Origin of the sequence: Teichococcus oryzae, assembly GCF_008386565.1 — a bacterium.
GTDB lineage: Bacteria > Pseudomonadota > Alphaproteobacteria > Acetobacterales > Acetobacteraceae > Pseudoroseomonas > Pseudoroseomonas oryzae.
This window is the reverse complement of the sequence record NZ_VUKA01000004.1, coordinates 109,029-132,656: the sequence shown is the minus strand read 5'-3', so window position 1 is coordinate 132,656 and position 23,628 is coordinate 109,029. Positions and strand designations below refer to the sequence as shown.

Genomic DNA, 23,628 nt, shown 5'->3' with positions numbered 1-23,628 from the left:
GGTTCCCGGCAGGGCGATCACGCGCTATCCTCCGCGCATGGCGGAGATCGTCAACCTCAACCGGCATCGCAAGCAGGCCGCGCGCCAGATGCGCGGGCAGGAGGCGGCGCTGAACCGCGAGAAGTTCGGCCGCAGCAAGGCGGAGAAGGCACGGGACGCGGAAGCCGAGGCGCGCCGCAACGCCCTGCTCGACGGTGCGCGCCAGGACCCGCCGAAGCGGGATTAGGAACCGGCATCCGGGAGCGGCAGCAACTCCGCCGCCTGCGCCGGCAGCGCTTCCAGGAGCGTCAGCAGGGTTTCCCGCCGCACCGGCTTCACCAGCACGCCATCCATGCCGGCGGCGAGGCAGGCCTCATGCGTGGCGATGCCGCATTCGCCGGTCAGCGCAAAGATGGTCAGGCGTGTCTGGCTGGGCGCCATCGCCTCGGCGGCGCGGATGCGGCGGGTGGTTTCCATTCCGTCCAGACCCGGCATCTGCACGTCGATCAGCATCAGGTCGGCGGATTGCTGGGCCAGCAGGGCCAGGGCCGCTTCGCCGCTTTCGGCCTGCAGAACGGCATGGCCGGCGCCGCGCAGCAGGCCCTGCACCACCAGCCGGTTCACCGTCACGTCATCCACCACCAGGACGCGGCGTGCCGGGCCGCGGCGGCGGGCGCTCGCCGGCAGGGGGGCGGGCAGCGCCACCGGGGAAAGGTGCAGCCTGACCCAGAAGCGGCTGCCGACGCCCATGGGGCCGGCTTCCACGCCGATCATGCCGCCCATCCCGGCCACCAGCTTCGCGGTGATGGCGAGGCCCAGGCCATGCCCCTCGGTTTCCGCCTCGCCGGGCAAGGTGGACAGGCGGGTGAAATCGCGGAACAGCAAGGCGCGCTGGGCGCCTGGAATGCCGCGGCCATTGTCGAGCACGTCCAGCAGCAGGCCGTCGTGGGCTTCCGCCCGCAGCCCCAGCCGCACATGGCCGCCGGGCGGGGTGAACTTCACCGCATTGCCCAGCAGGTTTAGCAGCACCTGCCGCAGCCGGCGCGCATCGCCCAGGACGGCCTCCGGGCAGGCCGGGTCCCAGTCCAGGTCCAGGGTCAGGTTCTTGCGCTCGGCCTCGGGCCGCAGAAGCGCCAGCGCGTCCTCCAGCAAGGGGCGCAGCGGCACTGTGTCCTGTTGCAGCGTCAGGCGCCCGGCCTCGACCAAGCCGATATCGAGCACGTCATTGACCAGCGCCAGAAGATGCCGGCCGGCCTGGCCGATGACCTCCACCTGGCCGCGCAGATGCGGCGGAAGGTCCGGATGCCTGGCCATCATGTCGGACAGGCCCAGCACGCCGTTCAGCGGCGTCCGCAGTTCATGGCTCATCCGCGCCAGGAATTGCGACTTGGCCCGGTTCGCGGCCTCCGCCTCATCCCGTGCGGTGGTGGTGACGGCCAGCGCCCGCCTTTCCTGCCGCGCCAGGAACAGCACCATCAGCGCGAAGCTGGTGATCACCCCGTGCAGGATCGATTCCAGCAGGATCGCCTGCACCACCAGCCCATCCGGCAGAGCCGAAACCGTGCTCCATTCCGGGCTGGCCAGCACCATCGGGATGCGCGCCAGGACCAGCCCGGCATGCAGCGCGAAGCTGGCCGCCAGCACCCGGCGGAAACCTGGCGCCTCGGCCTGGCTGCGCAGGAACTCGGCGGCGCAGGCCAGCATCAGGGGAGGGGCCAGCACCGAGGTCGCCAGGATGCGCGCTTCCTGGAATTGCAGCACGGGCAGCTGGCGCAGCAGCAGCCACAGCGTGGGCGCCGCCAGAAGCATCCAGGGCGCGACCGGCCGCCCGTCGAAGCGCCGGGCGCCAACCCAGGCATAGCCCAGGCAAAGCAGGATCAACGCATTGCCAAGGTCGATGGAAAGCCATTCCGGCAGCACCCCGCGCAGGCCGAGCAGCAGGCTGCCCACCCCCGCGCCGATAAGCGAAAGGCCCCATTCCCGCAGGCCGTCAACCTTGCGGCGGTCAAGGGAAAGGCCGAACCACAGCCCGCCGAGGACGATGCTGATCAGCGTGCTGACGATCAGCAGGGTAGCGCTGTCGAAAATCAAGGGCAGGGGACCGAGGCTGGGCCTGTTGCCGAGGCGGTGGCCGGCCCCCTGCGGCGCCGGGATGGGCGCTGCCCCATCCCCTCAACCTTAGCGGGAATTATTACGAAAAGACAGCGGATAAATGGTGAAGCTGCAGGTGCTACACGTTGAAGCGGAACAACAGGATGTCGCCATCCTTGACGACATATTCCTTGCCTTCCACGCGCATCTTGCCGGCTTCCTTGGCGCCCTGCTCGCCGCCCAGCGCCACGTAGTCGTCATAGGCGATGGTCTCGGCCGCGATGAAGCCCCGCTCGAAATCGCCATGGATGACGCCGGCGGCCTGCGGCGCCTTCATGCCGCGGGTGATGGTCCAGGCGCGCGCCTCCTTCGGCCCCACGGTGAAGTAGGTCAGCAGGCCGAGCAGCCCGTAGCCAGCGGCGATGACGCGGTCGAGGCCCGAATCGGACAGGCCGAGGCCTTCCAGGAACTCGCCCCGGTCGGCCTCGTCCATCTGGCTGATCTCGGCCTCGATGGCGGCGGACACCACCACCGCCTTGGCGCCCTCGGCGGCGGCGCGGGCGAACACCTTCTCGCTTTGCGCGTTGCCGGTGCCGGCCGAGGCTTCCTCGACATTGCAGACATACAGCACCGGCTTGGAGGTCAGCAGCTGCAGGCGCTTCACCGCCTCCTCCTCCCCGGGCGGGATGGAAGCGCGGGCGGGGCGGCCATCGCGCAGCCCGGCCAGGATCGGCTCGATCAGCGCGAGCTGGGCGGCGGCTTCCTTGTCGCCGCCGCGGGCCCGCTTCTGCAGGCCGATCTGGCGCTTCTCCAGGCTGTCCATGTCGGCCAGCATCAGCTCGGTCTCGATGGTGTCGGCGTCGCGGATCGGATCGACGCTGCCCTCGACATGGGTGACGTCGTCATCCTCGAAGCAGCGCAGCACGTGGACGATGGCATCGGTTTCGCGGATGTTGGCCAGGAACTGGTTGCCGAGGCCTTCCCCGCGGGAAGCGCCGCGCACCAGCCCGGCGATGTCCACGAATTCCAGGGAGGTCGGCACGATCTTGGCCGACTTGCCGATCTTCGCGATGGTGTTGAGCCGCGCATCCGGCACCGCGACGCGGCCGGTGTTCGGCTCGATGGTGCAGAAGGGGTAGTTGGCGGCCTGGGCGGCGGCTGTCTGGGTCAGCGCGTTGAACAGGGTCGACTTGCCGACATTCGGCAGCCCGACAATACCGCAATTGAAGCCCATGGGCCGGTCCTCGGAAACAACGGCGCCGGGGCATCAGGCGCCCCGGCGCGGAATGGAATGATCAGGCCACGCCGAGCGAGGCGGCGATTTCCTGCGCGATCTGCGCCGCGGCGATCCGCGCCGCCGCGTCATCGGTGGGCAGCGCCAGCGCCGCGGCGCGCAGCTGCGTCAGCGCGCCGGAGATCGACACATCCAGCGCCTGGGCCGCCGCGGCGATCAGCCCGGCGCGCGCCGGGCTCGGCGCCTCGGACACCACCTGGGCCATGGACAGCGCGAGGGAAGCGCGGGCCGCAGCCGCCTCGATGGCGCCGTTATGGCCGGTGTCGCTGCTTTCCAGGGCGGCGGCGGTGGTGGCGAGGCACTGGGCCTGGGCCAGCAGCCCGGCGGCCAGGGCGGCAGCGCCATTGGCCAGATCCTCGGGCCCGGGGCCGCCGAACTCAGCCTCCAGATCCGCCGCCGCGTCTTCGATCGCCATGGGTCAGTTCTCCTGAGTCAGCAGAGCCACGCGGGTCATGAAGGCTTCCCGCTCGCCACGGGCCAGCAAGGGTGCCGCATCCGCGACCGCATCCAGCATCGGTTCCAGCCAGGTGTCCACCTTGGCGAAGTTGCCGAGCACATGGCCCGTCACCTTCTCCTTCATGCCGGGATGGCCGATGCCGAGGCGCACCCGCCAGTAATCGGGGCTGCCCAGCCTCCGGTCCATGTCGCGCAGGCCGTTATGGCCGGCGGCGCCGCCGCCGCGCTTCACCCGGATCCTGCCGGGGGCGAGGTCCAGCTCGTCATGGAAGGCGGTGATGCCATCGGGCGGGATCTTGTGGAACGCCGCCGCCGGCTGCACCGAATCGCCGGACGCGTTCATGTAGGTCTGCGGCTTCAGCAGCAGCACCTTGCCGCCGCCGATGCTGCCTTCCGCCACCAGCCCCTTGTAGCGGCTGCGCCACGGCCCGAAGCCGTGGCGGCGCGCAATGGCGTCGAGCGCCATGAAGCCGATATTGTGCCGGTGCCGCGCCTGGCCCGGCTCCGGATTGCCGAGGCCGACCCAGAGCAGCACCGCCACGCCTCCTTACTTCTTGCCCTTGCCCTTGCCCTTGGCATCGGCGGCCGGGGCGGCGACGGGGGCCTGGATGACGACCTCCTCCTCGACCGTCGGCGGGGCGATGGTGGCCACCACGAAGTCGCGGTCGGTGATCACCGGCTTGGTGCCCTTCTGGTCCTGGACATTGGACCAGCGCAGGCTGGCGCCGATGGTGGCGGCGGCCAGGTCGATCTCGAACTGGTCCGGCACCTGGTCGGGATCGGACATCACTTCCAGGTCGCGCCGGACGACGTTCAGCACGCCGCCTTCCTTGAGGCCCGGCGCGGTGTCCTCGTTCAGGAACACCACCGGCACGCGGACGCGGATCATCTGGCCCGGCGCGAGGCGCTGGAAGTCCACATGCAGCGGGGTGTCCTTGACGGGATGGAACTGCACCTCCCGCATCAGGCAGCGCTCGGCGCGGCCGGCCACCGCCACCTCGTACAGGTGCGACTGCCAGCCGCCCTTCTGCAGTTCCTTCATCACGTCGCGCGGGTCGAGCGACAGCAGCGTCGCCTCCTGCTTCGCGCCGTAGATGACGGCAGGGACACGGCCCTGCTTACGAGTCGCGCGCGCCGCCCCCTTACCGGCCAACTCGCGCGCCTCGCCCTCGATCCGAATGGTCTGGACCATTGCTTGGCTCCAAATCTCTGAGACGCCGGATGGCGTCGTTCCATGCTGCCCCCGGGCGGGCGCCCGAAAACAGTTGCGCCGGCCTCCAGGGGTGCCAGCGCAGCGGCGGCGGCATACGCGATCCGGCGGCGCAAGGCAACACTTGCCGCTTCATCCGTTCCGGCGAATGGGCCGGAACGGGCATCATGCCAGGCGGCGCCGCCTCAGTCCGGAAGGCTGAGCGGCTCGAACCGCCAGGACTCCTCGCCCGGGGCCGGCGGCGTCACCCACATCGGCAGGGCGTTGGGGGTGCGGACATTGGCGGGCAGCCCGGCCTCGGCCCGGAAGGCGCGCCACAGCGCGCCATGGGCGACAACCAGCACCGGCCCCGGCTGCTCCAGGCAGAAATTGATGGCGCCGACGGTCCGTTCCCGCAGCGCGGCGAAGCTTTCGCCGCCTTCCGGGGTGAAGCCGTCCTCCACCCAGCTGTTGAACCAGTCGGACATTTCCTGCCCTTCCTGGACGCCGAAGGACACCTCGCGCAGCGCCTCGTGCACCAGCACCGGCCGGCCCAGCACGGCCGCCACGGTTTCCGCCGTGTCCCGCGCCCGCGACAGGGGGGAGGACACCACGGTGGCGATCTCCTTTCCTTCCAGCGCCCGCGCGGCGCGCGCCGCCTGGGCGATGCCGACGCTGTTCAGCGGGATGTCCACATTGCCCTGGCTCAGCCCGCGCGCGTTCCAGTCGGTTTCCCCGTGGCGCAGGAACCAGAAGGCCTTGCGGGTCAGGGCGGCGCCCATCAGCCGGCCAGCCCCTCGGCCGCCAGGGCGCGCTGCACGGCGGGGCGGGCCATCATCCGCTCGAAATGCGCGGCGATGCGCGGCGGCACGTCCATCCGCATCCGCTTCACCGCCCAGAAGGTGACGTAGAACAACGCCGCGTCAGCCACGGAATAGCCGGATGGCAGCAGCCATTCATCGCCCTTCCAGCCCTTTTCCAGCACGTCGAAGCCAGCCGCCACCATGGCGCGGCCCTGCTCGATCACCTTGGGATGGTCCGCCTCGCTCGGCGCGTACTTGGCCTGGTTGAACAGCCGGGAGAAGGCATGGCCGTGCAGCGTGCCGACGATGAAGTCCATCGCCTCCAGCGCCCGCGCCTGGTCCTCCAGCGCTTCCGGCCACAGCTTCGCGGCCGGCGCCCGCGCCGCCACCCAATAGGCGATGGCCGGCCACTCGGTCAGGACCGAGCCGTCGTCGCGCTCCAGCGTCGGCACCTTGCCCTTCGGGTTCAGCGCCTGGAACTCCGGCTTGCGCTGGTCGCCATCCTTCAGCGACATCCGCGCGCGCTCGAAGGGCAGGCCGGCTTCCTCCAGCAGGACGTGGATGCCGAGCGAGCAGGTGCCAGGGGCATAAAACAGCTTCATGGTGGTTCCTCGTGCGGGAGGGCGGAGCATCGGCGCCGCCCAGGCGGTTCGCAAGGGGGAAGGGCATCCGGCCGGAGGCTCAGGCCGTGGCGGCGACCAGAAGGAAGGCGGGCCGCTCGCGCTCCGCGGCCAGTTCGGGTTGTGCCGCCACCTGCGCCTCGGCGGGCCCCCATTCCTCGACATGGCGAAGCGTGAAGCCGGCCCGGATCAGCAGCGTCAGGAGGGTGCCGAGGGTGCGGTGCTGCTTCACCACGCCGGGCGCCAGCCAGTCGGTGACGCGCGGCCCTTCCCGCAGATAGCCATCGACCGGCCAGGTGTCGCGTCCTTCCGCGTCCCGGACCCAGCCCGGGCGGGAGGGCGCGGTGAAGACCGGATGCTCGGCGGTGAACACGAAATGGCCGCCCGGCCGCAGCGCCCGGCGGAGGGCCGCGAGCAGCGCCGGCAGATCCTCCAGGTAATGCAGCACCAGCGAGGAATAGGCGAGGTCGAACGCCGCTTCCGGCAGCGCCGGGCGGTTCAGGTCCGCCCGGCGATAGGCGATGGCCGGGTCGTCCGTGCCGGTGCGGGCGCGGTCCAGCATCCGCTCCGACAGGTCGAGCCCCAGCACGCTGGCCGCGCCCTGTTGGCGCGCCCAGCGGCAGAACCAGCCGAAGCCGCAGCCCAGATCCACCACGGCGCGGCCCGCCAGGGGCGGCAGCACCGCCTGGATGGCGGGCCATTCCGGGGCCGCCGCCAATCCTTTGCGCGAGCGGGCCAGCTGGCTGTAGCCCGCGAAGAAATCCGGATCATCATAGATGTTCTGCGGCATGCGGTGGTTCCGCGGGTCAGGCGCCTTGCGCGAAGCGGGCGAATTCCTCGGCGAGGCGGCGATAGATGGGGCGGCGGAAGGCCACCACGATCTCCGGCAACTCGGCCAGCTCCGCCCAGCGCCAGGCATTGAACTCGGGATGCGGGTCGAGGTCGAGGCGGATCTCGGAATCATCGCCCAGGAAGCGCAGCGCGAACCATTTCTGCGTCTGCCCCCGGTAGCGGCCGCGCAGCGCCTTGCCCAGCAATTCGGGCGGCAGGTCGTAGTTCAGCCATTCCCCGACCTCGCCGATGATCTCGGCGTGGTCGGTGCCGATTTCCTCCCGCAATTCGCGCAGCACGGCGATGCGCGGGTCCTCGCCCTCGTCCAGCCCGCCCTGCGGCAATTGCCAGGCATCCCGCGCCACATCGGCCCGGCGGGCGACCAGCACGCGGCCATCGGCGTTGAACAGGGCGGCGCCGACATTGCGGCGGTAAGGCAGGTCAGGCATCAGCGGCTATCCAGCAGAAGGATCAGGGTGCCTCGGCCAGGGCCGGAGGCGGGCGCGCCACGGCGCTGGCGGGAACCAGCGCCACGCCGCGTTGCGGCAGGCTGGCGGCCCAGGCGGCGATCCGGTCCACCAGGATGGGCGAAGGCTCGCCGGCCAGGCCCAGGGCGCTGCCCTTCCGCCGCGCGGCGGCTTCCAGCGCTTCCAGCCGGAACTGCACCTCGCCGCCGGTCAGCGGCTCGTCCAGCACCTGGTCGATCGCGGCGCCCCAGACGGCGGCGGGGGCGGCGGCGCCGGGGCGGGCATCGATGTAGAACAGGCCGCGCGCTTCCAGCGCCGCCTCCAGCGCCCGCAGTTGCGCGGCGTCGGCGGCGAAGCGCTCGCCCCGCTGTCCGCCCTGGGCCCCGATGACGCCGGGATAGCCGGCGAAGCTGCCCAGGGCGCGGGCCAGGCGGTCCGCATTGTCCTCCCAGCTCCGCGAGGCGCGCAGCAGGTGGTCGGCGGGCGCGGCGCCGGCGGAATCGAGGGGCAGCGCCAGCAGCACCTCCATGCCGCGCCGCCGTGCCTGATCCAGCAGCAGGTCGGCCCGCGCCGGCAGCGGCCCGAAGGCCAGGGTGGCGGCGGCGGGAAGGCGGCGGATCGCTTCTTCCGCGCGGGGCGCGGACAGGCCGAAGCCGCCAATGATCAGCGCGATGCGCGGCTTGCCGGCGGGGGCCGCCGCCGGCGCGGCGTAAACCTGCCGCGGCACGCGCCCATCCGGCGCGATGCGCGGCAAGGGCCCATGCTCCGATGGCTCCAGCAGCGCGGGGTCGGGGGCCGCGATGGCGGGCGCCATGGCCTCGGCTGGAGCCGGCGGCAGGGGCGGCGGCGGCGGCGCCTCGGGCGGGGCCTGCCAGGGTTCCGGCGCCGGGACGGGCGGCAGGGGCGCGGCAGCCAGAACATCAGGCGGCGGCTCGGCCAAAGGTGCTTCGGCCGGAGGTGCCGGGGCCGGCGGCGCCGGGTTGGAAGCGCCCGCGAGGCGGGGCGGCGCTGAGGACGCGGCAGGCGGGGCGGGTGGCGGGCCCAGCCGGTCCAGCATCACCGCCGTGCCGCCGGCTCCCACCAGCACCCCCATCCAGAACAGCGCCAGCGCGCGCCAGGCCCGGCGCGCGCTGTTGCTTCCGTTCATCCGCCCTGCGTCCCCGGCGCGGCCTTAGCGGGCGGCGCGGCGCTGCGGCTCGGCCGCCGCCCAGGCGCGCAGCAGCGTGGCCGCCTGCTGCAACTGGTGGTCCGTTTCCGGCTTGGTCGGATCAAAGGAGGGCGCGCCCTCGGGCGGCAGGCGCGACACCTTGTCGCCGACGCCCGGCGGCAGGTTGACCGGCGGAACCGGCGCCGTTTCCTGGGCCCCGTTGTCGTTGCGCAGCGCCTTGCGCAGATCGGCCTCGCGGTCGCGCAGCGGGGCGTTGCCTTCCTCCCGCGTCGCCAGCACCTCGATGTCGGGCGAGATGCCGAGCGCCTGGATGGAACGGCCCGAAGGCGTGTAGTAGCGCGCGGTGGTCAGCCGGATGGCGCCGTTGCCGGGGATCGGCATCACTGTCTGCACGCTGCCCTTGCCGAAGGACTTGGTGCCCAGCACCACGGCGCGGCGGTGGTCCTGCAAGGCGCCGGCCACGATCTCGCTGGCCGAGGCGGAGCCGCCATTCACCAGCACCACGATGCGCAGCCCGTCGGCGATGTCGCCCGGCTTGGCGTTCCAGCGCTGCGCGTCGTCCGGGCGGCGGGCGCGGGTGGAAACGATCTCGCCCTGTTCCAGGAAGTCGTCCGAAACCTGCACCGCCTGGTCGAGCAGCCCGCCCGGATTGTTGCGCAGGTCGAGCACCACGCCCTTCAGGTTGCTGCCGGCCTGCCGGCGCATGGTGGAGATGGCGTTGCGCAGGGCGGTGTCGGTCTGCTCGTTGAAGGAGGACAGCCGCACATAGGCGATGTCGTTGCCTTCCAGCCGGAAGCGGGCCACCTGCGGACGGATCACGTCGCGGATCAGGGACAGCTCGATCGGCGTTTCAGCGCCGGGGCGGCGAATGGTCAGCTTGATGGCGGAGCCGCGCTCACCGCGCATCTTCTCCACCGCTTCCTGCAGGCTCAGGCCCTGCACGGATTCGCCGTTCAGGTGGGTGATCAGGTCGCCCGGCTTGACCCCGGCCTTGGCCGCCGGCGTGTCGTCGATGGGCGAGATCACCTTCACATAGCCGCCTTCCTGGCTGACCTCGATGCCGAGGCCGCCGAACTCGCCGCGGGTCTGCACCTGCATGTCGCGGAAGGAGCGGGCGTTCATGTAGGAGGAATGCGGGTCGAGGCCCTGGAGCATGCCGTTGATGGCGCCCTCGATCACGTCACGGTCATTGACCGGCTCGACATATTCGGCCCGCACCCGCTCGAACACGTCGCCGAACAGGTTCAGCAGCCGGTAGGTTTCGGCGCGGCTGCCGCTTTCCTGCGCAAGCGCGGAAACAACCGGCGGCAGCACCACCGGACCCAGCACCGCGCCGGCCAGGAAGGCAGCGCCCACCACGCCTGCGGTACGCATTCCAGGCTTCATCGAACAAACCCTTTACTTCGGCTCAGTGCATTCATTGCCGCAGCCAGCGCACGGCTTCGCGCTACCCTAGAGCGGTTTGGGGGGGCTCGGTCAAATTGAAACCCTTTTCCACAATGAACCCTCTGTCATCCGGCCGGCCGGTCATCCCGGCGCTGCCTAGCCCCTGGCGCGGAGCCAGGGCTTCGGGTCCACCGGCCGGCCGTTGCGCCGAAGCTCCACATACAGCGTGGCCTGCCCCCCCGCGTTGAGCTGCCCGACCGGCTCCCCCGCCAGCACCCGCGCGCCCGGCTCGGTGTCGAGCTTGTCCAGCCCCGCCAGCACCACATGGTAGCCGCCGCCGCAATTGACGATGATCAGCTGGCCATAGGAGCGGAAAGGGGCGGCGAAGGCGACGCTGCCGCCGCAGGGGCTGACCACCCTGGCGCCGCCCGGCGCCGAGTAGGTCAGGCCCTGCGCCGGGCCGCCATCGCCATCTTCCCCGAAATCGCGCGACAGCCGGCCCGCCACGGGAACGGCGCGGCCGCCGCGCGGCACCGGCAGGGCGGCCTGGCGCTGTTGTTCCCGCTGGGCCTGCCGCGCCGCCTGCTCGGCACGGCGCTCCGCTTCCTGCCGCCGCGCCAGGGCCGCCTGTTCCCGCGCCAGCGCCGCCTGCTCGGCGGCGTCGCGGGCGGCCTTCCGGCGCGCGGCCAGCGCCTCGGCTTCCCGCTCCGCCCGCAGCCGGGCGGCGCGTTCGGCGGCTTCCTGCTCGCGCTGCGCTTGGGCGCGGGCGGCGGCTTCCCGCTCGGTGCGGGCCTTTTCCAGCCTTTCCAGCATGTCGCGGAGGTTGCCGGCGCGGGACGCGCTGGCGGCGGCCTCCCGCGCCGCCTCGGCTTCCTCCCGCTCGGCGGCGGAACGGCGGGTGCGGGCCTCGGCCAGCGCCGCCTCCACCGCGGCGGCGGCGGCGCGCACCTCGGCGCGGGCGGCGGCCAGCTGCCCGGCCTCGGCCTCGGCCTTGCGGGTGGCCTCGGCGGCGACGGCCTGGGCCTGGCGCAGGGCCTCGGCCTCGGCGGAAAGGTGGCGGGTCAGGCTGCGCAGCACCAGCGCGCCCCGCAGCGCGGTTTCCGGGTCCCCCGGCACCGCCAGCAGCGTTTCGGAGGGCCATTGGCCGAGCCGGCGCATCAACGGCACCAGCGGCGCCAGCGCCTCCGCGCGGCGCCCGAGATCCACCAGCGCGGCGTCGCGGATGGCGGCCGCTTCCCGGGCCGCTTCCTCGGCGGCGGCGGCGGCTTCATCGGCGGCAACGGCGCGGCGGCCGGCAGCGGCGCGCTGTTCCGCCAGGCGCTGCTCGGCCTCGGCGGCCTGCCGGGCGGCCTCGGCGGCGGCGGCGGCGGCTTCCCGCGCGGCGTGGGCCGCGGCCTCGGCTTCCTGCACCGACTGCGCCGTGGGCTCGGTGGCCCGGCCGGAAAAGGGACCGGCCAGCCCCGCCAGCAGCACCGCCGGCAGCAGCAGCCCGGCGGGACGCAGCGCCCGCCGGCGCGGCATCAATCGGCCATCCGCATCAGGAACCGGGCCGCAGCAGGCTGCGGCCGGTCATGGCGGCGGGTTGCGGCAGTTGCAACAGGGCCAGCAGGGTAGGCGCCACATCGGCCAGCCGCCCATCGGACAGCGCGACACCCGCCGGGCCACCCACCATCACCACCGGCACCGGGTTGGTGGTGTGGGCGGTGTGCGGGCCGCCCGTTGCCGGGTCCCTCATCATTTCCGCGTTGCCGTGGTCGGCGGTGACCAGCAGCGTGCCGCCCTGGGCGCGCACCGCCCCGACAATGCGGGCAAGGCTGGCATCCACCGCCTCGCAGGCGCGGGTGGCGGCGTCGAGGCTGCCAGTATGGCCCACCATGTCGGCATTGGCGAAGTTCAGCACGATCAGGTCGAACCGGCCGCCGCCAATGGCCTGCACCGCCTTGTCCGCCAGCTCCGGCGCCGACATCTCGGGCTGGAGGTCATAGGTCGCGACCTTGGGGGAGGGAACCATGATCCGCTCCTCCCCGGGGAAAGGCGTTTCCTCGCCGCCATTCAGGAAATAGGTGACGTGCGGGTATTTTTCCGTCTCGGCCATGCGCAGCTGCGTCAGCCCGGCGCGCGACACCACCTCGCCCAGGATGTCCTTCAGCGTCTGCGGGCCGAACAGCGTGTCCAGGAAGGGGTTCAGCGCCTCGGAATACTCGGTCATGCCGGCGGCGCCCGCGAGCTTCGGCCGGCGCGGCGGCTGAAAGTCGGCAAAGGCGGGATCGAGCAGCGCGGTCAGGATCTGCCGCACCCGGTCGGCGCGGAAGTTGAAGCACAACAGCCCGTCGCCATCCTTCATGCCGGCGTAGTCGCCGATCGCGGTGGCGGGAATGAACTCGTCGGTCTTGCCGGCGCGGTGCGCCGCGGCGATCGCCTCGGCGGCGCTGGAAGCCCTGCTGAGGCCCTGACCCTCGACCATCGCGTCATAGGCCTGCCGCACCCGCTCCCAGCGCCGGTCGCGGTCCATGGCGAAGTAGCGGCCGGTGACCGAGGCGATGCGGGCGCCGGGCGGCAAGGCGGGCTCGAACTGCGCGAGATAGCCGGGGCTGGCCTCGGGCGGGGTGTCGCGCCCATCGGTCCAAAGGTGCAGTGCCACGGGGATGCCCGCCGCCGCGAAGGCGCGGGCCAGCGCCAGCCCATGGTCCTGGTGGCTGTGCACGCCGCCCGGGGACAGCAGCCCCATCAGGTGCAGCGTGCCGCCGGAGGCCTTCAGCTTCCCGATCAGGCCGGTGACGGCGGGCAGTCCGGCGATCGAGCCATCCCGCGCCGCCTTGGTGATGCGCGGCAATTCCTGCAGCACCACGCGGCCGGCGCCGAGATTGAGGTGCCCCACCTCCGAATTGCCCATCTGGCCATGCGGCAGGCCGACATCCTCGCCGCAGGTGTGCAGGAAGGCGCGCGGGCCTGCGGCCCAGAGCGCGTCGAAGCAGGGTGTCCGGGCCTGACGCACGGCATTGTCGGCCTTGTCGTCCCGCCAGCCCCAGCCATCCAGGATGACCAGCATCACGGGCTTCGGACGGGGCATGGCGATCTCTCCGGGCGCGGTTTCAGGCTGAGGCGAGGGGATAGCGCCGGAGGGGGGCATTTGCACAGGGGGGGAGGGGCAGGGGGTGAGCGGGGGGGGGCAAGGCGGCTGCGGCGAGCCTGGTGGCCTCCCGAAGAATGGCGGCGGATTGGGGCCGTGCGGGGATATTGTTACCTCCGGTTGTGATGATGGCATTCTGTTCGCGGCTGCGGTGGTGCTACCCTCCGGCTCATGGATACGCGCCCCTTGCAGGCTGCCATCCGCTTCGGGCTCGGGTCCCGGCCGGATCAGGCGCTGCCGAGCGACCCACTGGCCTGGCTCGACGCCCAGATCGCAGGGCCCGACCCGGAGCCCCCGCTTCCCGCCGGCTGGCCGGCGCCCCCCACCGTGCCGGATGGCTACCGGGTGCTGAACGCATCGGAACGGAACAAGCGCCGGCCCGGCCAGCGGCACCCCGCCGACCTCCATTTCGAGGCCGAGGTCATCGCGGCGCAGGCGGTGCGGATCGACACGGCAGCGCCCTACCGGGAAAGGCTGGTCGCGTTCTGGGCCAATCATTTCACCGTGGCGCGACGCGCCGGCTATGGCGCGGCGGTCGCCATCGGGCCCTATCTGCGGGAAGCCATCCGGCCGCATGTGAATGGCCGCTTCACCGACATGCTGCGGGCGGTCGCCACCCATCCGGCGATGCTGAGCTACCTGAACCAGTCCGCTTCCGTCGGTCCCAACAGCGCCCAGGGCAAGCGGACCGGCCGAGGGCTCAACGAGAACCTGGCGCGCGAGATCCTGGAGTTGCACACGGTCACGCCCGCCGCCGGCTACAGCCAGGCGGATGTGGTGGAGTTCGCCCGCCTGCTCACCGGCTGGGGCAATGAGCGCCGCAAGCCGCCGCTGGGCGTGGTGTTCCGCGCCAGCCACCACGAGCCCGGCGCCAAGACGGTGATGGGCCGCCGCTTCGAGGAAGGGCGGGAAGCGACCGACGCGGCGCTGCGCTTCCTGGCGGAGCACCCGGCCACCCACCGGTTCCTGGCCACCAAGCTGGTGCGCCACTTCGTCGCCGACGATCCGCCGCCCGCCGCCGTGGCCCGCATCGAGGCGGTGCTGCGCGACACCGGCGGCGACCTGGCCGCCGTGGCCGCCGCCCTGCCGCGCCTGCCGCAGGCCTGGAACCCGCCGCTCGGCAAGCTGCGCAGCCCGGCGGATTACACGATCGCGGCGCTGCGCGCCTGCGGTGCCCGGGGCATCGCCTCAGGGCGGTTCGCCTGGGGCTCCACGGTGCGGATGAACCAGTCGGCCTGGGATGCGCGGCAGCCCAATGGCTGGCCAGATCATGCCGGCGCGTGGCTGGGGCCGGAGCCGATGATGCAGCGCCTCGACTGGTGCTACGAGGTGGCGGGCCATTTCGCGCGGCTGGACCCGATGGCGGTGCTGGACACCGCGCTTGGCCCGCTGGCGCGGGATGAAACCCGCCAGGCCCTGCGCGGGGCCGGCTCGCCGCGTGACGCCCTTGCCTTGTTGTTCGCCAGTTCGGAGTTCCAGCGCCGATGAGCCATCTTCCACGGATCGGCCGGCGCGGCCTGCTGCTTGGCCTGACCGCCCTGGCGGCAACCCGCCAGGCCCGCCTCGCGGTGGCGGCGCCACCCGCCCTGGCCATGCCGGATGACCGCCGGCTGGTTGTGGTCATCCAGCGCGGCGCCATGGATGGCCTGGCGGCGCTGGCCCCTTATGGCGACGCAAATTACCGCAGCCTTCGCGGCCCCCTCGCCCTGGCCGAGCCGGGGCGGGAAAACGGGCTGCTGGATTGCGGCGGCTTTTTCGGGCTCGCGCCGGAACTGAGGAATTTCCATCGTTTCTTCCAGGAAGGCAGCCTGCTGCCGGTCCACGCCATCGCCGGCCCCTATCGCAACCGGTCGCATTTCGAGGCGCAGGACATGCTGGAAAGCGGCGCGCCGGAGCGGCTGTCATCCGGCTGGCTGAACCGCGCCCTGGAAGGCACGCCCCCCGTGCCGAAGGGCGCGCCGGAGCGCGGCCTGGCCGTGGGCAACGACCTGCCCCTGCTGATGCGCGGCGCGCAGCCGGTCGGCATGTGGGCGCCGCCGCGCCCGGTCCGGCCGCCTCCGGAGCTTTACGCCCGCATGGCCGACCTGCTGCATGCCGACCCGCTGATTGGCGATGCGGTGCGGGAAGGGCTGCGGGCCCGCGGCTTCGCCGCCGATGCGCTGAGGGGGGAGCCGCCGGCCAGGAGCGGCTTCGTGTCCCTCGCCACTTCCGCCGGCAGGCTGCTGGCGGCGCCGCAGGGACCGCGCGTCGCGGCGCTGGAGATCGGCGGCTGGGATACCCATGCCAACCAGAACTATGCGCTGGGGCGGGCGCTGAAGCAGCTGGATGAGGGCATGGCGGCGCTGCGCGGGCAACTCGGCCCCGCCTGGCGGCACACGGCGGTCCTGGTGATGACCGAGTTCGGCCGCACCGCCCGGGCCAATGGCAGCCTTGGCACCGATCACGGCACCGGCGGCGTGGCCTTTCTGATAGGTGGCGCGGTGCAGGGTGGCCGGGTGGTGGCGGACTGGCCCGGCCTGGCGGAAGGCCAGCTTTTCGAGAAGCGCGACCTGGCGCCGACCCGCGACCTGCGCGCGATCGCCAAGGCGCTGCTGCGCGACCATCTGGGCCTGCCCGAGGCCGCCATCGCCACGGCCTTTCCGGGCGCCGAGGGCGTGGCGGCGGAAAATGGCCTGATCCGCGAAGGCTGATCGGCGCCTGAGCCGGCCCGGGGGCGCGAGCGCCCGTCGCTCCCATAAGCCGGTTCAAAGCGGGCGCGACATGTTACATCATGTGGCATGCCCATCACCGGCGTCCATGATCAAGCGCTTGTCGCCCTGTCCGTCCTGATCGCGATCACGGCATCCTACACCGCGCTCGATCTGGCCAGCCGGGTGCGCGCCGCGGCCGGCCTGCTCCGCTATGCCTGGCTCGCCACGGCTGCGCTGGCCATGGGCGGCGGCATCTGGGCGATGCATTTCGTGGCGATGCTGGCCTTCAGCATGCCGGGCATGGAGGTCACCTACGGGACGGGGCTGACGCTTCTTTCGCTGCTGATCCCGGTTGCGGCCACCGGCATCAGCTTCCTCGCGGTGTGCCGGCCGCATCCCGGCCCCGCGCTGCTGCTGGCCAGCGGCCTGTTCATGGGGCTCGGCATCGCCGCGATGCACTACACGGGCATGGCGGCCATGAACATGGCGGCCGATCTCCGCTACGAGCGCGCCTGGGTCGCCGCATCCATCCTGATCGCGATCGGGGCGGCCACCATTGCCCTGTGGCTGTCCGTGCGGACCAGCCGCGTGGCCGTGCGGCTCGTTTCCGCCGTGGCCATGGGCGTGGCCGTTTCCGGCATGCATTACGCAGCCATGCAGGGTGCCGTGTTCACGGCACAGCCGCAGGTGGACCTGGCGCAGGGCACGGCGAGCCTGACCCAGGTGACGCTGGCGCTCGCCGTGGCCGCCGCGACCTTCCTGATCCTGTTCCTGGCGCTTCTGGCCGCCTTGTACGACCGGCGCTTCGCCGCGATGGCGGAACGCGAAACCCAGGCGTTGCGGCAAAGCGAGGAACGCTTCCGGGCGCTGTACACCCGCACGCCTCTGCCGCTGCATTCCCTGGATGCGGCCGGCCGCATCGAGCACGTCACCGATGCCTGGCTGAGCCTGCTCGGCTATGAGCGGGAGGAGGTGATCGGGCGCCCGCTGATCGGCTTCATGACCGAGCCTTCAGCGCGCCAGGCCATCCAGGAGGACTGGCCCCGCCTGCTGCGCGGGGGCGAATTGATCGATGTCGAATACCGGTTCGTCACCAGGGATGGCAGGTTCCTCGACATGCTGGCCTCCGCCCGCGTCGAGCAGGACGGGCAGGGGGGCTTCCTGCGCGTCCTGGGCGGGCTCACGGATGTCACGGAACGCCGGCGCGCCGAGGAGGCGCTGCGCCAGTCGCAGAAGCTGGAAGCCGTCGGCCAGCTCACGGGTGGGGTGGCGCATGACTTCAACAACCTGCTCACGGTGGTGCTGAGCAGCCTGGAGTTGCTGGGCAGGCGCCTGCCGGCCGGGGATGAGCGCGCCTCGCGGCTGCTGGAGAACGCGGCGCAGGCCGCGCGGCGCGGCGCCTCGCTGACCCAGCGCCTGCTGGCCTTCAGCCGCGGGCAGGCCCTACAGCCGAGCGCGGTCGAGCTGCCGGAGCTTGTGCGCGGGATGTCGGAGCTTCTGCGGAGTTCCCTGGGCACCGGCATCAGGGTGGAAACGCTGTTCCCGCTCGGCCTGCCGCCGGCCTATGCCGACGCCAACCAGCTGGAGCTGGCGCTGCTGAACCTGGCGGTCAATGCCCGCGACGCGATGGCGGGCGGCGGCCGGCTCACCATCTCCGCGCGGGAGGCGCGTGTCGGCACCGGGCAGGAGAACGAGCTGAAGGCCGGCGACTACGTCGTTCTCGGCGTCACCGACACGGGTGCCGGCATGGACGAGGCGACGCTGGCCCGCTGCATGGAGCCGTTCTTCACCACCAAGGGCGTCGGCAAGGGAACCGGGCTCGGCCTTTCGATGGTGTATGGCCTCGCCGCGCAATCCGGCGGGCGGCTCCTGCTGCGCAGCCGCCTGGGGGAGGGCACCACGGCCGAGCTTTGGCTGCCGCGCGCCGCGCCGCAATCCGGGACTGCGGCCCGGCCCGCCGCCGCGCCGGCCGCGACGTCCGTGGAGGCGCCGGTCCGCCGCACCGTGCTGGTCGTGGATGACGATCCCCTGGTGCTGGCGACCACCGCCTCCATGCTGGAGGATCTCGGCCATGTTGTTCTGCAGGCGGATTCCGCTCCCCGCGCCCTGGAGCTGCTCCGCCAGGGCGGCCGGCCTGATCTGGTGATGACCGATCAGGCGATGCCGGGGATGACCGGGCTGGAACTGGCCACTGCCCTGCAATCGGCGCGTCCCGGCCTGCCGGTGCTCCTGGCCACGGGCTATGCCGAGCGGGCGGAGCTGGCGGCGGCCGGGCTGCCTCTCTTGCACAAGCCCTTCGACCGGAATGCCCTGCTGGCCGCGATCGAAGGCTGCCTGGCACCGCGCCCGCAGCCCGCCGGGCAGGTGCTGCCGTTCCGCAAGGCCTGAGGGCGGGGCGCCGCCGGAGCCGGGGTTCCCGGATCAGGCCTTCCGTGCGTCCCAGAACAGCGGAAAGGGCGCGTGGTGGATGTTTCGCACCGATTTGCGGGACGCGGTGTAGCCCAGGAAGAAGCCGGTCGGGATATAGGTGACGAGGTCCATGCCGGCGCGGTTCACCGCTTCCAGTGCCCTGTTCTCGCCCGCGGCATCGGGCGCCTCGTACCATTCGGCGATGTGCCGCTCGACCTCCGCCGATGACGGCCAGCCGAACCATGCCTTGTCGCCGCTGGCGGAGACGCCCTTGTAGGGTGCCGGGTTGATGCAATCGACGCCGGAATGCCAGGAAAAGAAGATGTTCCAGCCGCCCTCGGACGCCGGCTTCTTGCTGGTGCGGCGGGAACCCACCGTGCCCCAGTCCAGCGCCTGGTAATCGACGTTCATGCCGATGCGGGACAGCATGTCGGCGGTGACGTCGCCCTGCGCCTTGGCGACGGGAACATCGGCGGCGACCAGCATCACCACCTTCTCGCCGTTGTAGCCGGCCTGCTTCAGCAACTCCCTGGCCTTGTCGTAGCGGCGCCCGCCCTTCAGGCGCTCGGCGCCCGCCTCGGTGTAGCCCGGCGTGCCGGGCGTGAAGAAGGACGGCATCGGCTTCCACAGCGCCTCATCGTCACCGACGATGGCGCGCATGTAATCCTCCTGGCTGACAGCATATTGCAGCGCCTGGCGGATCAGCTTGTTGTTGAAGGGCGGCACCAGGTGGTTCAGCCGCATGGCGCCGATATTGCCGAGGGGATCGGCGACCTCGACGTTGATGTCACGATGGCCCTGCATCACCGGCACCAGATCGGCGATCGGGCTTTCCCACCAGTCGATCTCGCCACTCTGGATGGCGGCCAGGGCAGTTCCGGGGTCGGGCATGGTCAGCCATTCCACCCGGTCCATCAGCACCCGCTTGCCGCCGGCCAGCCAGTCGGATTTTTCCTCGCGCGGCTGGTAGGCAGCGAATTTCTCGAACACGGCGCGGGAGCCGGCCATCCATTCGTCTCGCCTGAAGCGCATCGGGCCGGAGCCGACATAGTCCTTGACCTGCGTGTAGGGATCGGTGGCGGCGATGCGCTCCGGCATGATCACCAGCAGCGGCGTGTTGCTCTTGCCGAAGGCGTAGAGCAGCTTGGGGAAGGGCTGCTTCAGGCGCAGGCGGAAGGTTTGGTCATCCACCGCTTCCAGCGCGTCGAGCCGGGCCTGGATCATCTGGCCCATGCCGTCGCGCGGCATCCAGCGCCGGATGCTGGCCACCACGTCCCTGGCCAGCACCGCCTCGCCATCATGGAAGGTGAGGCCGCCGCGCAGTCTGAAGCGCCAGTCCTTTCCGTCGGCGCTGACCTCATGGCTTTCCACCATCTGCGGCTTCGGCTGCAGATCCGCGCCGATGCCATAGAGCATGTCGTAGACCATCAGGCTGGCATTGCGCACAACGAGCTGCGTGCCGGCCACGGGGTCCAGGTTGGGCAGGTCGGCCTGCGGCACGAAGCGCAGCGTGCCGCCGCCTTGCGCCCTTGCCAGACGCGGCATGGCGAGCCGCGATGCCGCCATGGCGGCTCCGGAGGCGAGAAGGAAGTGGCGGCGCTGCATGTGGGAAATCCCTTCGGCTAAGTCGCGGCTGGTCTACGCGCATTCCCGGAAGGCGCCTATGCCTTATGCTCAATATAAAGGCAAAAAGTAAGAAAATGAATAAATATTGCCCGTATAGCCCAATTAATGGGCTTTATCTGCACTGTTGCTGCGCAAACAAAAAGGGCGCCGCGAACGGCGCCCTTTTCAATTCTCCGGCCGATGCGGCCTTCAGCGGGTCTGCTGGATGGCCGACAGCTTCCAGGCGCCGGCTGGCTGCCGGACAAAGGTCCACAATTCCGCCGCGGTGTCGCGCCGCTGCGGATCGCCCTCAACCACGTTGCCCTGCGCGTCATAGGTGACATCCACCAGGCTGAAGCGCATCGCGACGGTGGCGAACTCGGCATTGCCCTCGCGCCAGGCTTCCGCGAGGTCACCCTGTTCCAGCTTCAGGTCGCGGGTTTCGTTGCGCCAGCCACGGGCATCGAGGTCGCGCATGTCCTGGGCGAAGTAGTTGTTCATCTCCGGCGTCGCCAGCCGGCCGAGGCCGGCCAGGTCACGCCGCGACCAGGCGGCGTTGACGTCGCGCAGCAGCGCCTCGAAGGCCTGGAAGTCGGACTGGTTCAACTGCACCGGAGCGGCCGCCGGGCCGGTGCCGGAGCTACCCCGGGGCGCCGCATGGCCGCCCGCGCCCATGTCCCGCCGCATGGCGTGCGGGTTTGGCCCGCCCGCCATGGCGGGGCGCTGCATGCCACGCGCCGCTGCGCCCTGGCTTTGCCGGTTGCGGAAGAAGCGCAGCGCCATCCGCACCAGGAACACGATCAGCACGATCTGCAACAACAGGCCCAGGATGCTGCCGAAGCCGCCGAAGCCGCCGAACAGCCCGTTGCCGAACAGCAAGCCGCCGATGCCCATGCCGATCAGGCCGCCCATCAGCGCGCCGCCGAAGCCGCCGCCGAACATGCCACGCGACTGCTGCGCCGGGGCCATGCCAGGCGCCGCCGTGCCGGGGCGGGCAGGCTGCTGGAGGGTGCGGTCCATCGGCCGCGCGGCGTCAGGCGCCGTGCGCGTTACCGGCGGAGGCGTGAAGGTGCGGCTGCCGCGGCTGCCCATGCTGCTGCGGCCGCCGGGCCGGGCTTCCGCCAGGGCTGGACCAAGCACCAGGGCAAAGGCCGCGAATGCCGCCAGGATGCTGGCCTTGCGACGCATGCGTGGATTCCTCCAAGGATCGTTCATCCGAATAGCATATAGGCATTACCGGCACGTAATCCAGAACGACCGCGTGCCGGGTGTGGCCAAAACGGGCCAGATGCCGCAGAACGCCGCCCCCGGGTGGAGGTTGCCCGGCGAAACCCCGCGGCGTCCCCGCCCGGAACAGTGGAGAGCCGGCTTGGCGGCGAAGAACAGGCAATGGCGCTGGCGTTTCGAGGCCGCGCTGGCGCGGGGCTTGGTGGCCCTGTCGCGGCGCATGGGAATGGTGCGGGCCTCGGCCCTGGGCGGGGCCATTTGCCGCCATGTCGGCCCGCTTCTGCCGGTTTCCCGGATCGGCCGCCGCAACCTCGAGATCGCCTTTCCCGACCGGACGCCGCAATGGCGGGAAGAAACGCTGCGCGATGCCTGGGAGAATCTGGGCCGCGTCATGCTGGAATGGCCGCATGTGGCGGATCTGCGGCGAACCGAATCGGGGCCTGGCTGGGAAGCGGCGGGGGAGGAAAACATCCCGCCGCCCGAGACGCCTTGCATCTTCATTTCCGCCCATCTGAGCAACTGGGAATTGATGCAGCGGCCAGCAGGGGGATCGGGCCGCCGGATGGCCGGCTTCTATCGCGCGCCCGACAATCCGCTGGTGGATGAGCTGGTGCAAAGCCTGCGCGGCGGGGGCGACATATCCGCGTTGTTCCCCAAAGGGTCCCGGGGCGCGCGCATGGCGATGAAGCACCTGGGGGCGGGCCACTCCATGGGCATCCTGGTGGACCAGAAGATGAATGAAGGGCTCGCCCTTCCCTTCTTTGGCCAGCCCGCCATGACCCCGACCGGGCCGGCCGAGCTGGCCCTGCGCTTCGGCTGCGTCGTGGTGCCGTGCCGCACGCAGCGCATCGGGCCCTGCCGCTACCGCGTGCTGTTCGAGCCGCCGCTGCCTTTGCCGGATACCGGGGACCGGGCGGCCGATGTGCGGTCGCTGGCCCTGATGATGAACCAGACCCTGGAGCGCTGGCTGCGTGAGCAGCCGGGCGAATGGCTGTGGCTGCACCGCCGCTTCCCGCGGGAGGTTTACCGGCGCTGAGATCGGCCGCTTCAGCGCGCCGGCCGTGCCATGAAGCGTTAGCCCACCACTAGCAGGGCGCCGGCGGCATAAAGCCTGTCGCGCAGGCCGCAAAGCGGCGGCATCGCCACCACGCCGGAAGATATTTCCCGCCATTGCGTCACGCCGGCGCGCACAAGGGCGGCGGCCGCTCCATCGCGGCTTTCGAACAGGGCGACCACAGGGGCGTCGAAGCTGCCGGAGGCGGGCAGGGGCTCGGTGGAAGGAACGGGACGGGGGGCGAGGTGCGACATGGGCGTGGCTATGCGTTCCGGTCGCTTACCGAATCATGAACGTCAGGCGGCATTTCGGGGAAATTCTTCTCGATCTAGCCGGGAAAACACGAAAATCGTTCTCAGGCCGCCGGGAGCAGGGGCTGCGGGTCCAGCGGCGTGGCCAGCCAGTGCAGCCCGAGATGCAGATGCGGCCCCGTTGCCCGCCCGGTGGCGCCGATCGCCCCCAGCACCTGGCCCCGCGCAACCGCCTCGTCGCTTTGCACATCCATGCGCGACAGATGGGCATACAGGCTGACGACGCCGCGGCCGTGATCCACCATCACCGTGTTGCCGGTGAAGTAGAGGTCATCGGCCAGCACCACCCGGCCGCCGCCCATGGCCTTCACCGGAGTGCCGGTGGGGGCGGCGATGTCGAGGCCGAAATGCGGCGTCCGCGGCTCGCCATTCAGGATGCGCTGGCTGCCGAATACGCCGCTGATGCGGCCCTGGGCTGGCCAGATGAAGCCTTCGGCGAAATGCGGCATGTCGCTGTCCAGCTTGCGGATCTCGGCGATCCGGGCGCGCTCGCGGTTGATGCGGGCCAGTTGCCGCGCATCCGGGCTGACCATGGCCTGCGGCAGGCCGTTGATCCGCTGCACCTGCCATTCGCGCTTCAGCACGGCCAGGGCGCGGATTTCCGAACGCCCGTCGGGCGCGGTCACGGCCAGCCGCGCATCGGCATCCGCGTCCCGCCCGAAGCCGATGGCGAAGCGGCCATCCGGCCCGACCCGCACCGGGCGCCCATCCAGCGTGACACGGCTGCCCGGCGGCACCCGGCCCAGGGCCAGCCCGCCCTGGCTGAAGCCGCCGGCGGCGGTGGCGGCGGCCGGCGCGATCTCCAGCAGCGGCCCGGCGGCGGAGGGGGCCGCCGTGACCCCCTCGCGGCCGGCGCAGGCGGCGAGCAGGCCAATGGGCAGGGCCAGGGCGGTGCGGCGGGTCAGGCGGGGCATGGCG

Annotated in this window: 22 protein-coding genes; 5 read left to right on the top strand and 17 right to left on the bottom strand. The window is 71.5% G+C overall.

The genetic code is table 11. The features are described 5' to 3' along the window. Nucleotides 1-37: 37 nt before the first annotated feature. A complete protein-coding gene (locus F0Q34_RS11000) occupies nt 38-226 on the top strand; it encodes a DUF4169 family protein (RefSeq protein ID WP_149812270.1) in 189 nt (62 codons plus the stop codon). On the opposite strand, the gene F0Q34_RS10995 is transcribed toward F0Q34_RS11000, so the two are convergent. From F0Q34_RS10995 to gpmI, 13 genes are all read right to left on the bottom strand, one after another. Next, entirely contained in the window at nt 223-2,070 is a 1,848-nt protein-coding gene (locus tag F0Q34_RS10995) for an ATP-binding protein (RefSeq protein ID WP_149812269.1), read from the bottom strand. The two genes, F0Q34_RS11000 and F0Q34_RS10995, sit on opposite strands and share 4 nt — an antisense overlap. 139 nt (nt 2,071-2,209) lie before the next feature. After that, nucleotides 2,210-3,304 carry a redox-regulated ATPase YchF gene (gene ychF / locus F0Q34_RS10990; RefSeq protein ID WP_149812268.1) on the bottom strand — a complete coding sequence of 365 codons (1,095 nt, stop codon included), beginning with the start codon at nt 3,302-3,304 and terminating at the stop codon, nt 2,210-2,212. A 61-nt stretch (nt 3,305-3,365) separates the two neighbouring features. Next, nucleotides 3,366-3,779 carry a hypothetical protein gene (locus tag F0Q34_RS10985; protein WP_149812267.1) on the bottom strand — a complete coding sequence of 138 codons (414 nt, stop codon included), beginning with the start codon at nt 3,777-3,779 and terminating at the stop codon, nt 3,366-3,368. A 3-nt stretch (nt 3,780-3,782) separates the two neighbouring features. Then, nucleotides 3,783-4,355, bottom strand: coding sequence for an aminoacyl-tRNA hydrolase (gene pth / locus F0Q34_RS10980; RefSeq protein ID WP_149812266.1), 573 nt, complete (start codon nt 4,353-4,355; stop codon nt 3,783-3,785). Between the two features lie 12 nt (nt 4,356-4,367). Then, nucleotides 4,368-5,012: a 50S ribosomal protein L25/general stress protein Ctc gene (locus tag F0Q34_RS10975; RefSeq protein WP_149812265.1), complete on the bottom strand. Its 645-nt coding sequence runs from the start codon at nt 5,010-5,012 to the stop codon at nt 4,368-4,370. Between the two features lie 203 nt (nt 5,013-5,215). After that, nucleotides 5,216-5,791 carry a histidine phosphatase family protein gene (locus F0Q34_RS10970; RefSeq protein WP_149812264.1) on the bottom strand — a complete coding sequence of 192 codons (576 nt, stop codon included), beginning with the start codon at nt 5,789-5,791 and terminating at the stop codon, nt 5,216-5,218. Further along, entirely contained in the window at nt 5,791-6,414 is a 624-nt protein-coding gene (locus F0Q34_RS10965; RefSeq protein ID WP_149812263.1) for a glutathione S-transferase family protein, read from the bottom strand. Before F0Q34_RS10965 ends, F0Q34_RS10970 begins: the two co-directional genes overlap by 1 nt. A gap of 79 nt (nt 6,415-6,493) precedes the next feature. Continuing rightward, on the bottom strand, nt 6,494-7,222 hold the full coding sequence (locus F0Q34_RS10960; protein ID WP_149812262.1) for a class I SAM-dependent methyltransferase: 729 nt from the start codon (nt 7,220-7,222) through the stop codon (nt 6,494-6,496). Between the two features lie 16 nt (nt 7,223-7,238). After that, nucleotides 7,239-7,712: an RNA pyrophosphohydrolase gene (locus F0Q34_RS10955; protein WP_149812261.1), complete on the bottom strand. Its 474-nt coding sequence runs from the start codon at nt 7,710-7,712 to the stop codon at nt 7,239-7,241. 22 nt (nt 7,713-7,734) lie between these two features. Then, on the bottom strand, nt 7,735-8,877 hold the full coding sequence (locus F0Q34_RS10950; RefSeq protein WP_149812260.1) for a divergent polysaccharide deacetylase family protein: 1,143 nt from the start codon (nt 8,875-8,877) through the stop codon (nt 7,735-7,737). Between the two features lie 24 nt (nt 8,878-8,901). Then, the gene (locus tag F0Q34_RS10945; RefSeq protein ID WP_241665438.1) at nt 8,902-10,272 is read right to left on the bottom strand and encodes a S41 family peptidase; all 1,371 of its coding nucleotides are present in this window, start codon (nt 10,270-10,272) and stop codon (nt 8,902-8,904) included. 168 nt (nt 10,273-10,440) lie between these two features. Next, the gene (locus F0Q34_RS22505; protein ID WP_149812258.1) at nt 10,441-11,805 is read right to left on the bottom strand and encodes a murein hydrolase activator EnvC family protein; all 1,365 of its coding nucleotides are present in this window, start codon (nt 11,803-11,805) and stop codon (nt 10,441-10,443) included. Between the two features lie 16 nt (nt 11,806-11,821). Continuing rightward, nucleotides 11,822-13,354, bottom strand: a complete 1,533-nt coding sequence (gene gpmI / locus F0Q34_RS10935; RefSeq protein WP_149812257.1) for a 2,3-bisphosphoglycerate-independent phosphoglycerate mutase — start codon at nt 13,352-13,354, stop codon at nt 11,822-11,824. 246 nt (nt 13,355-13,600) lie between these two features. On the opposite strand from gpmI, the gene F0Q34_RS10930 reads away from it, so the two are divergent. The 3 genes from F0Q34_RS10930 to F0Q34_RS10920 all read left to right on the top strand — a co-directional run bounded on the left by F0Q34_RS10930 (nt 13,601) and on the right by F0Q34_RS10920 (nt 18,492). Continuing rightward, a complete protein-coding gene (locus F0Q34_RS10930) occupies nt 13,601-14,902 on the top strand; it encodes a DUF1800 domain-containing protein (RefSeq protein WP_306419388.1) in 1,302 nt (433 codons plus the stop codon). Continuing rightward, a complete protein-coding gene (locus F0Q34_RS10925) occupies nt 14,899-16,104 on the top strand; it encodes a DUF1501 domain-containing protein (protein ID WP_149812255.1) in 1,206 nt (401 codons plus the stop codon). The genes F0Q34_RS10930 and F0Q34_RS10925 overlap by 4 nt, the downstream gene beginning before the upstream one ends. 87 nt (nt 16,105-16,191) lie before the next feature. Beyond that, nucleotides 16,192-18,492: an MHYT domain-containing protein gene (locus F0Q34_RS10920; protein WP_149812254.1), complete on the top strand. Its 2,301-nt coding sequence runs from the start codon at nt 16,192-16,194 to the stop codon at nt 18,490-18,492. A 33-nt stretch (nt 18,493-18,525) separates the two neighbouring features. Here the strand turns inward: F0Q34_RS10920 and F0Q34_RS10915 are convergent, their stop codons facing one another. Both F0Q34_RS10915 and F0Q34_RS10910 read right to left on the bottom strand, forming a co-directional pair. Then, complete coding sequence (locus F0Q34_RS10915) at nt 18,526-20,118, bottom strand: ABC transporter substrate-binding protein (RefSeq protein ID WP_149812253.1); 1,593 nt, start codon at nt 20,116-20,118, stop codon at nt 18,526-18,528. A gap of 210 nt (nt 20,119-20,328) precedes the next feature. Beyond that, nucleotides 20,329-21,306 (bottom strand): TIM44-like domain-containing protein, encoded by a 978-nt coding sequence (locus F0Q34_RS10910; RefSeq protein ID WP_149812252.1) that lies wholly within the window; start codon nt 21,304-21,306, stop codon nt 20,329-20,331. Nucleotides 21,307-21,487: 181 nt separating this feature from the next. Here F0Q34_RS10910 and F0Q34_RS10905 point away from each other — a divergent pair, with 181 nt between their 5' ends. Beyond that, nucleotides 21,488-22,381: a lysophospholipid acyltransferase family protein gene (locus F0Q34_RS10905; protein ID WP_241665437.1), complete on the top strand. Its 894-nt coding sequence runs from the start codon at nt 21,488-21,490 to the stop codon at nt 22,379-22,381. Nucleotides 22,382-22,419: 38 nt separating this feature from the next. On the opposite strand, the gene F0Q34_RS10900 is transcribed toward F0Q34_RS10905, so the two are convergent. Together F0Q34_RS10900 and F0Q34_RS10895 are read right to left on the bottom strand one after the other, a co-directional pair. After that, on the bottom strand, nt 22,420-22,653 hold the full coding sequence (locus F0Q34_RS10900; RefSeq protein ID WP_149812250.1) for a hypothetical protein: 234 nt from the start codon (nt 22,651-22,653) through the stop codon (nt 22,420-22,422). Between the two features lie 101 nt (nt 22,654-22,754). Next, on the bottom strand, nt 22,755-23,624 hold the full coding sequence (locus tag F0Q34_RS10895; RefSeq protein ID WP_149812249.1) for a M23 family metallopeptidase: 870 nt from the start codon (nt 23,622-23,624) through the stop codon (nt 22,755-22,757). Nucleotides 23,625-23,628 lie beyond the last annotated feature (4 nt).

What these genes read in the sequence shown, in the direction of transcription:
- F0Q34_RS10985 (WP_149812267.1), bottom strand. Translation starts at nt 3,779, where the DNA reads ATGGCGATCGAAGACGCGGCGGCGGATCTGGAGGCTGAGTTCGGCGGC.
- F0Q34_RS10950 (WP_149812260.1), bottom strand. Translation starts at nt 8,877, where the DNA reads ATGAACGGAAGCAACAGCGCGCGCCGGGCCTGGCGCGCGCTGGCGCTG.
- F0Q34_RS22505 (WP_149812258.1), bottom strand. Translation starts at nt 11,805, where the DNA reads ATGCCGCGCCGGCGGGCGCTGCGTCCCGCCGGGCTGCTGCTGCCGGCG.
- F0Q34_RS10960 (WP_149812262.1), bottom strand. Translation starts at nt 7,222, where the DNA reads ATGCCGCAGAACATCTATGATGATCCGGATTTCTTCGCGGGCTACAGC.
- F0Q34_RS10915 (WP_149812253.1), bottom strand. Translation starts at nt 20,118, where the DNA reads ATGCAGCGCCGCCACTTCCTTCTCGCCTCCGGAGCCGCCATGGCGGCA.
- F0Q34_RS10965 (WP_149812263.1), bottom strand. Translation starts at nt 6,414, where the DNA reads ATGAAGCTGTTTTATGCCCCTGGCACCTGCTCGCTCGGCATCCACGTC.
- ychF (WP_149812268.1), bottom strand. Translation starts at nt 3,304, where the DNA reads ATGGGCTTCAATTGCGGTATTGTCGGGCTGCCGAATGTCGGCAAGTCG.
- F0Q34_RS10945 (WP_241665438.1), bottom strand. Translation starts at nt 10,272, where the DNA reads ATGCGTACCGCAGGCGTGGTGGGCGCTGCCTTCCTGGCCGGCGCGGTG.
- gpmI (WP_149812257.1), bottom strand. Translation starts at nt 13,354, where the DNA reads ATGCCCCGTCCGAAGCCCGTGATGCTGGTCATCCTGGATGGCTGGGGC.
- F0Q34_RS10920 (WP_149812254.1), top strand. Translation starts at nt 16,192, where the DNA reads ATGCCCATCACCGGCGTCCATGATCAAGCGCTTGTCGCCCTGTCCGTC.
- F0Q34_RS10955 (WP_149812261.1), bottom strand. Translation starts at nt 7,712, where the DNA reads ATGCCTGACCTGCCTTACCGCCGCAATGTCGGCGCCGCCCTGTTCAAC.
- F0Q34_RS10975 (WP_149812265.1), bottom strand. Translation starts at nt 5,012, where the DNA reads ATGGTCCAGACCATTCGGATCGAGGGCGAGGCGCGCGAGTTGGCCGGT.
- F0Q34_RS10910 (WP_149812252.1), bottom strand. Translation starts at nt 21,306, where the DNA reads ATGCGTCGCAAGGCCAGCATCCTGGCGGCATTCGCGGCCTTTGCCCTG.
- F0Q34_RS10900 (WP_149812250.1), bottom strand. Translation starts at nt 22,653, where the DNA reads ATGTCGCACCTCGCCCCCCGTCCCGTTCCTTCCACCGAGCCCCTGCCC.
- F0Q34_RS11000 (WP_149812270.1), top strand. Translation starts at nt 38, where the DNA reads ATGGCGGAGATCGTCAACCTCAACCGGCATCGCAAGCAGGCCGCGCGC.
- F0Q34_RS10895 (WP_149812249.1), bottom strand. Translation starts at nt 23,624, where the DNA reads ATGCCCCGCCTGACCCGCCGCACCGCCCTGGCCCTGCCCATTGGCCTG.
- F0Q34_RS10970 (WP_149812264.1), bottom strand. Translation starts at nt 5,791, where the DNA reads ATGGGCGCCGCCCTGACCCGCAAGGCCTTCTGGTTCCTGCGCCACGGG.
- F0Q34_RS10925 (WP_149812255.1), top strand. Translation starts at nt 14,899, where the DNA reads ATGAGCCATCTTCCACGGATCGGCCGGCGCGGCCTGCTGCTTGGCCTG.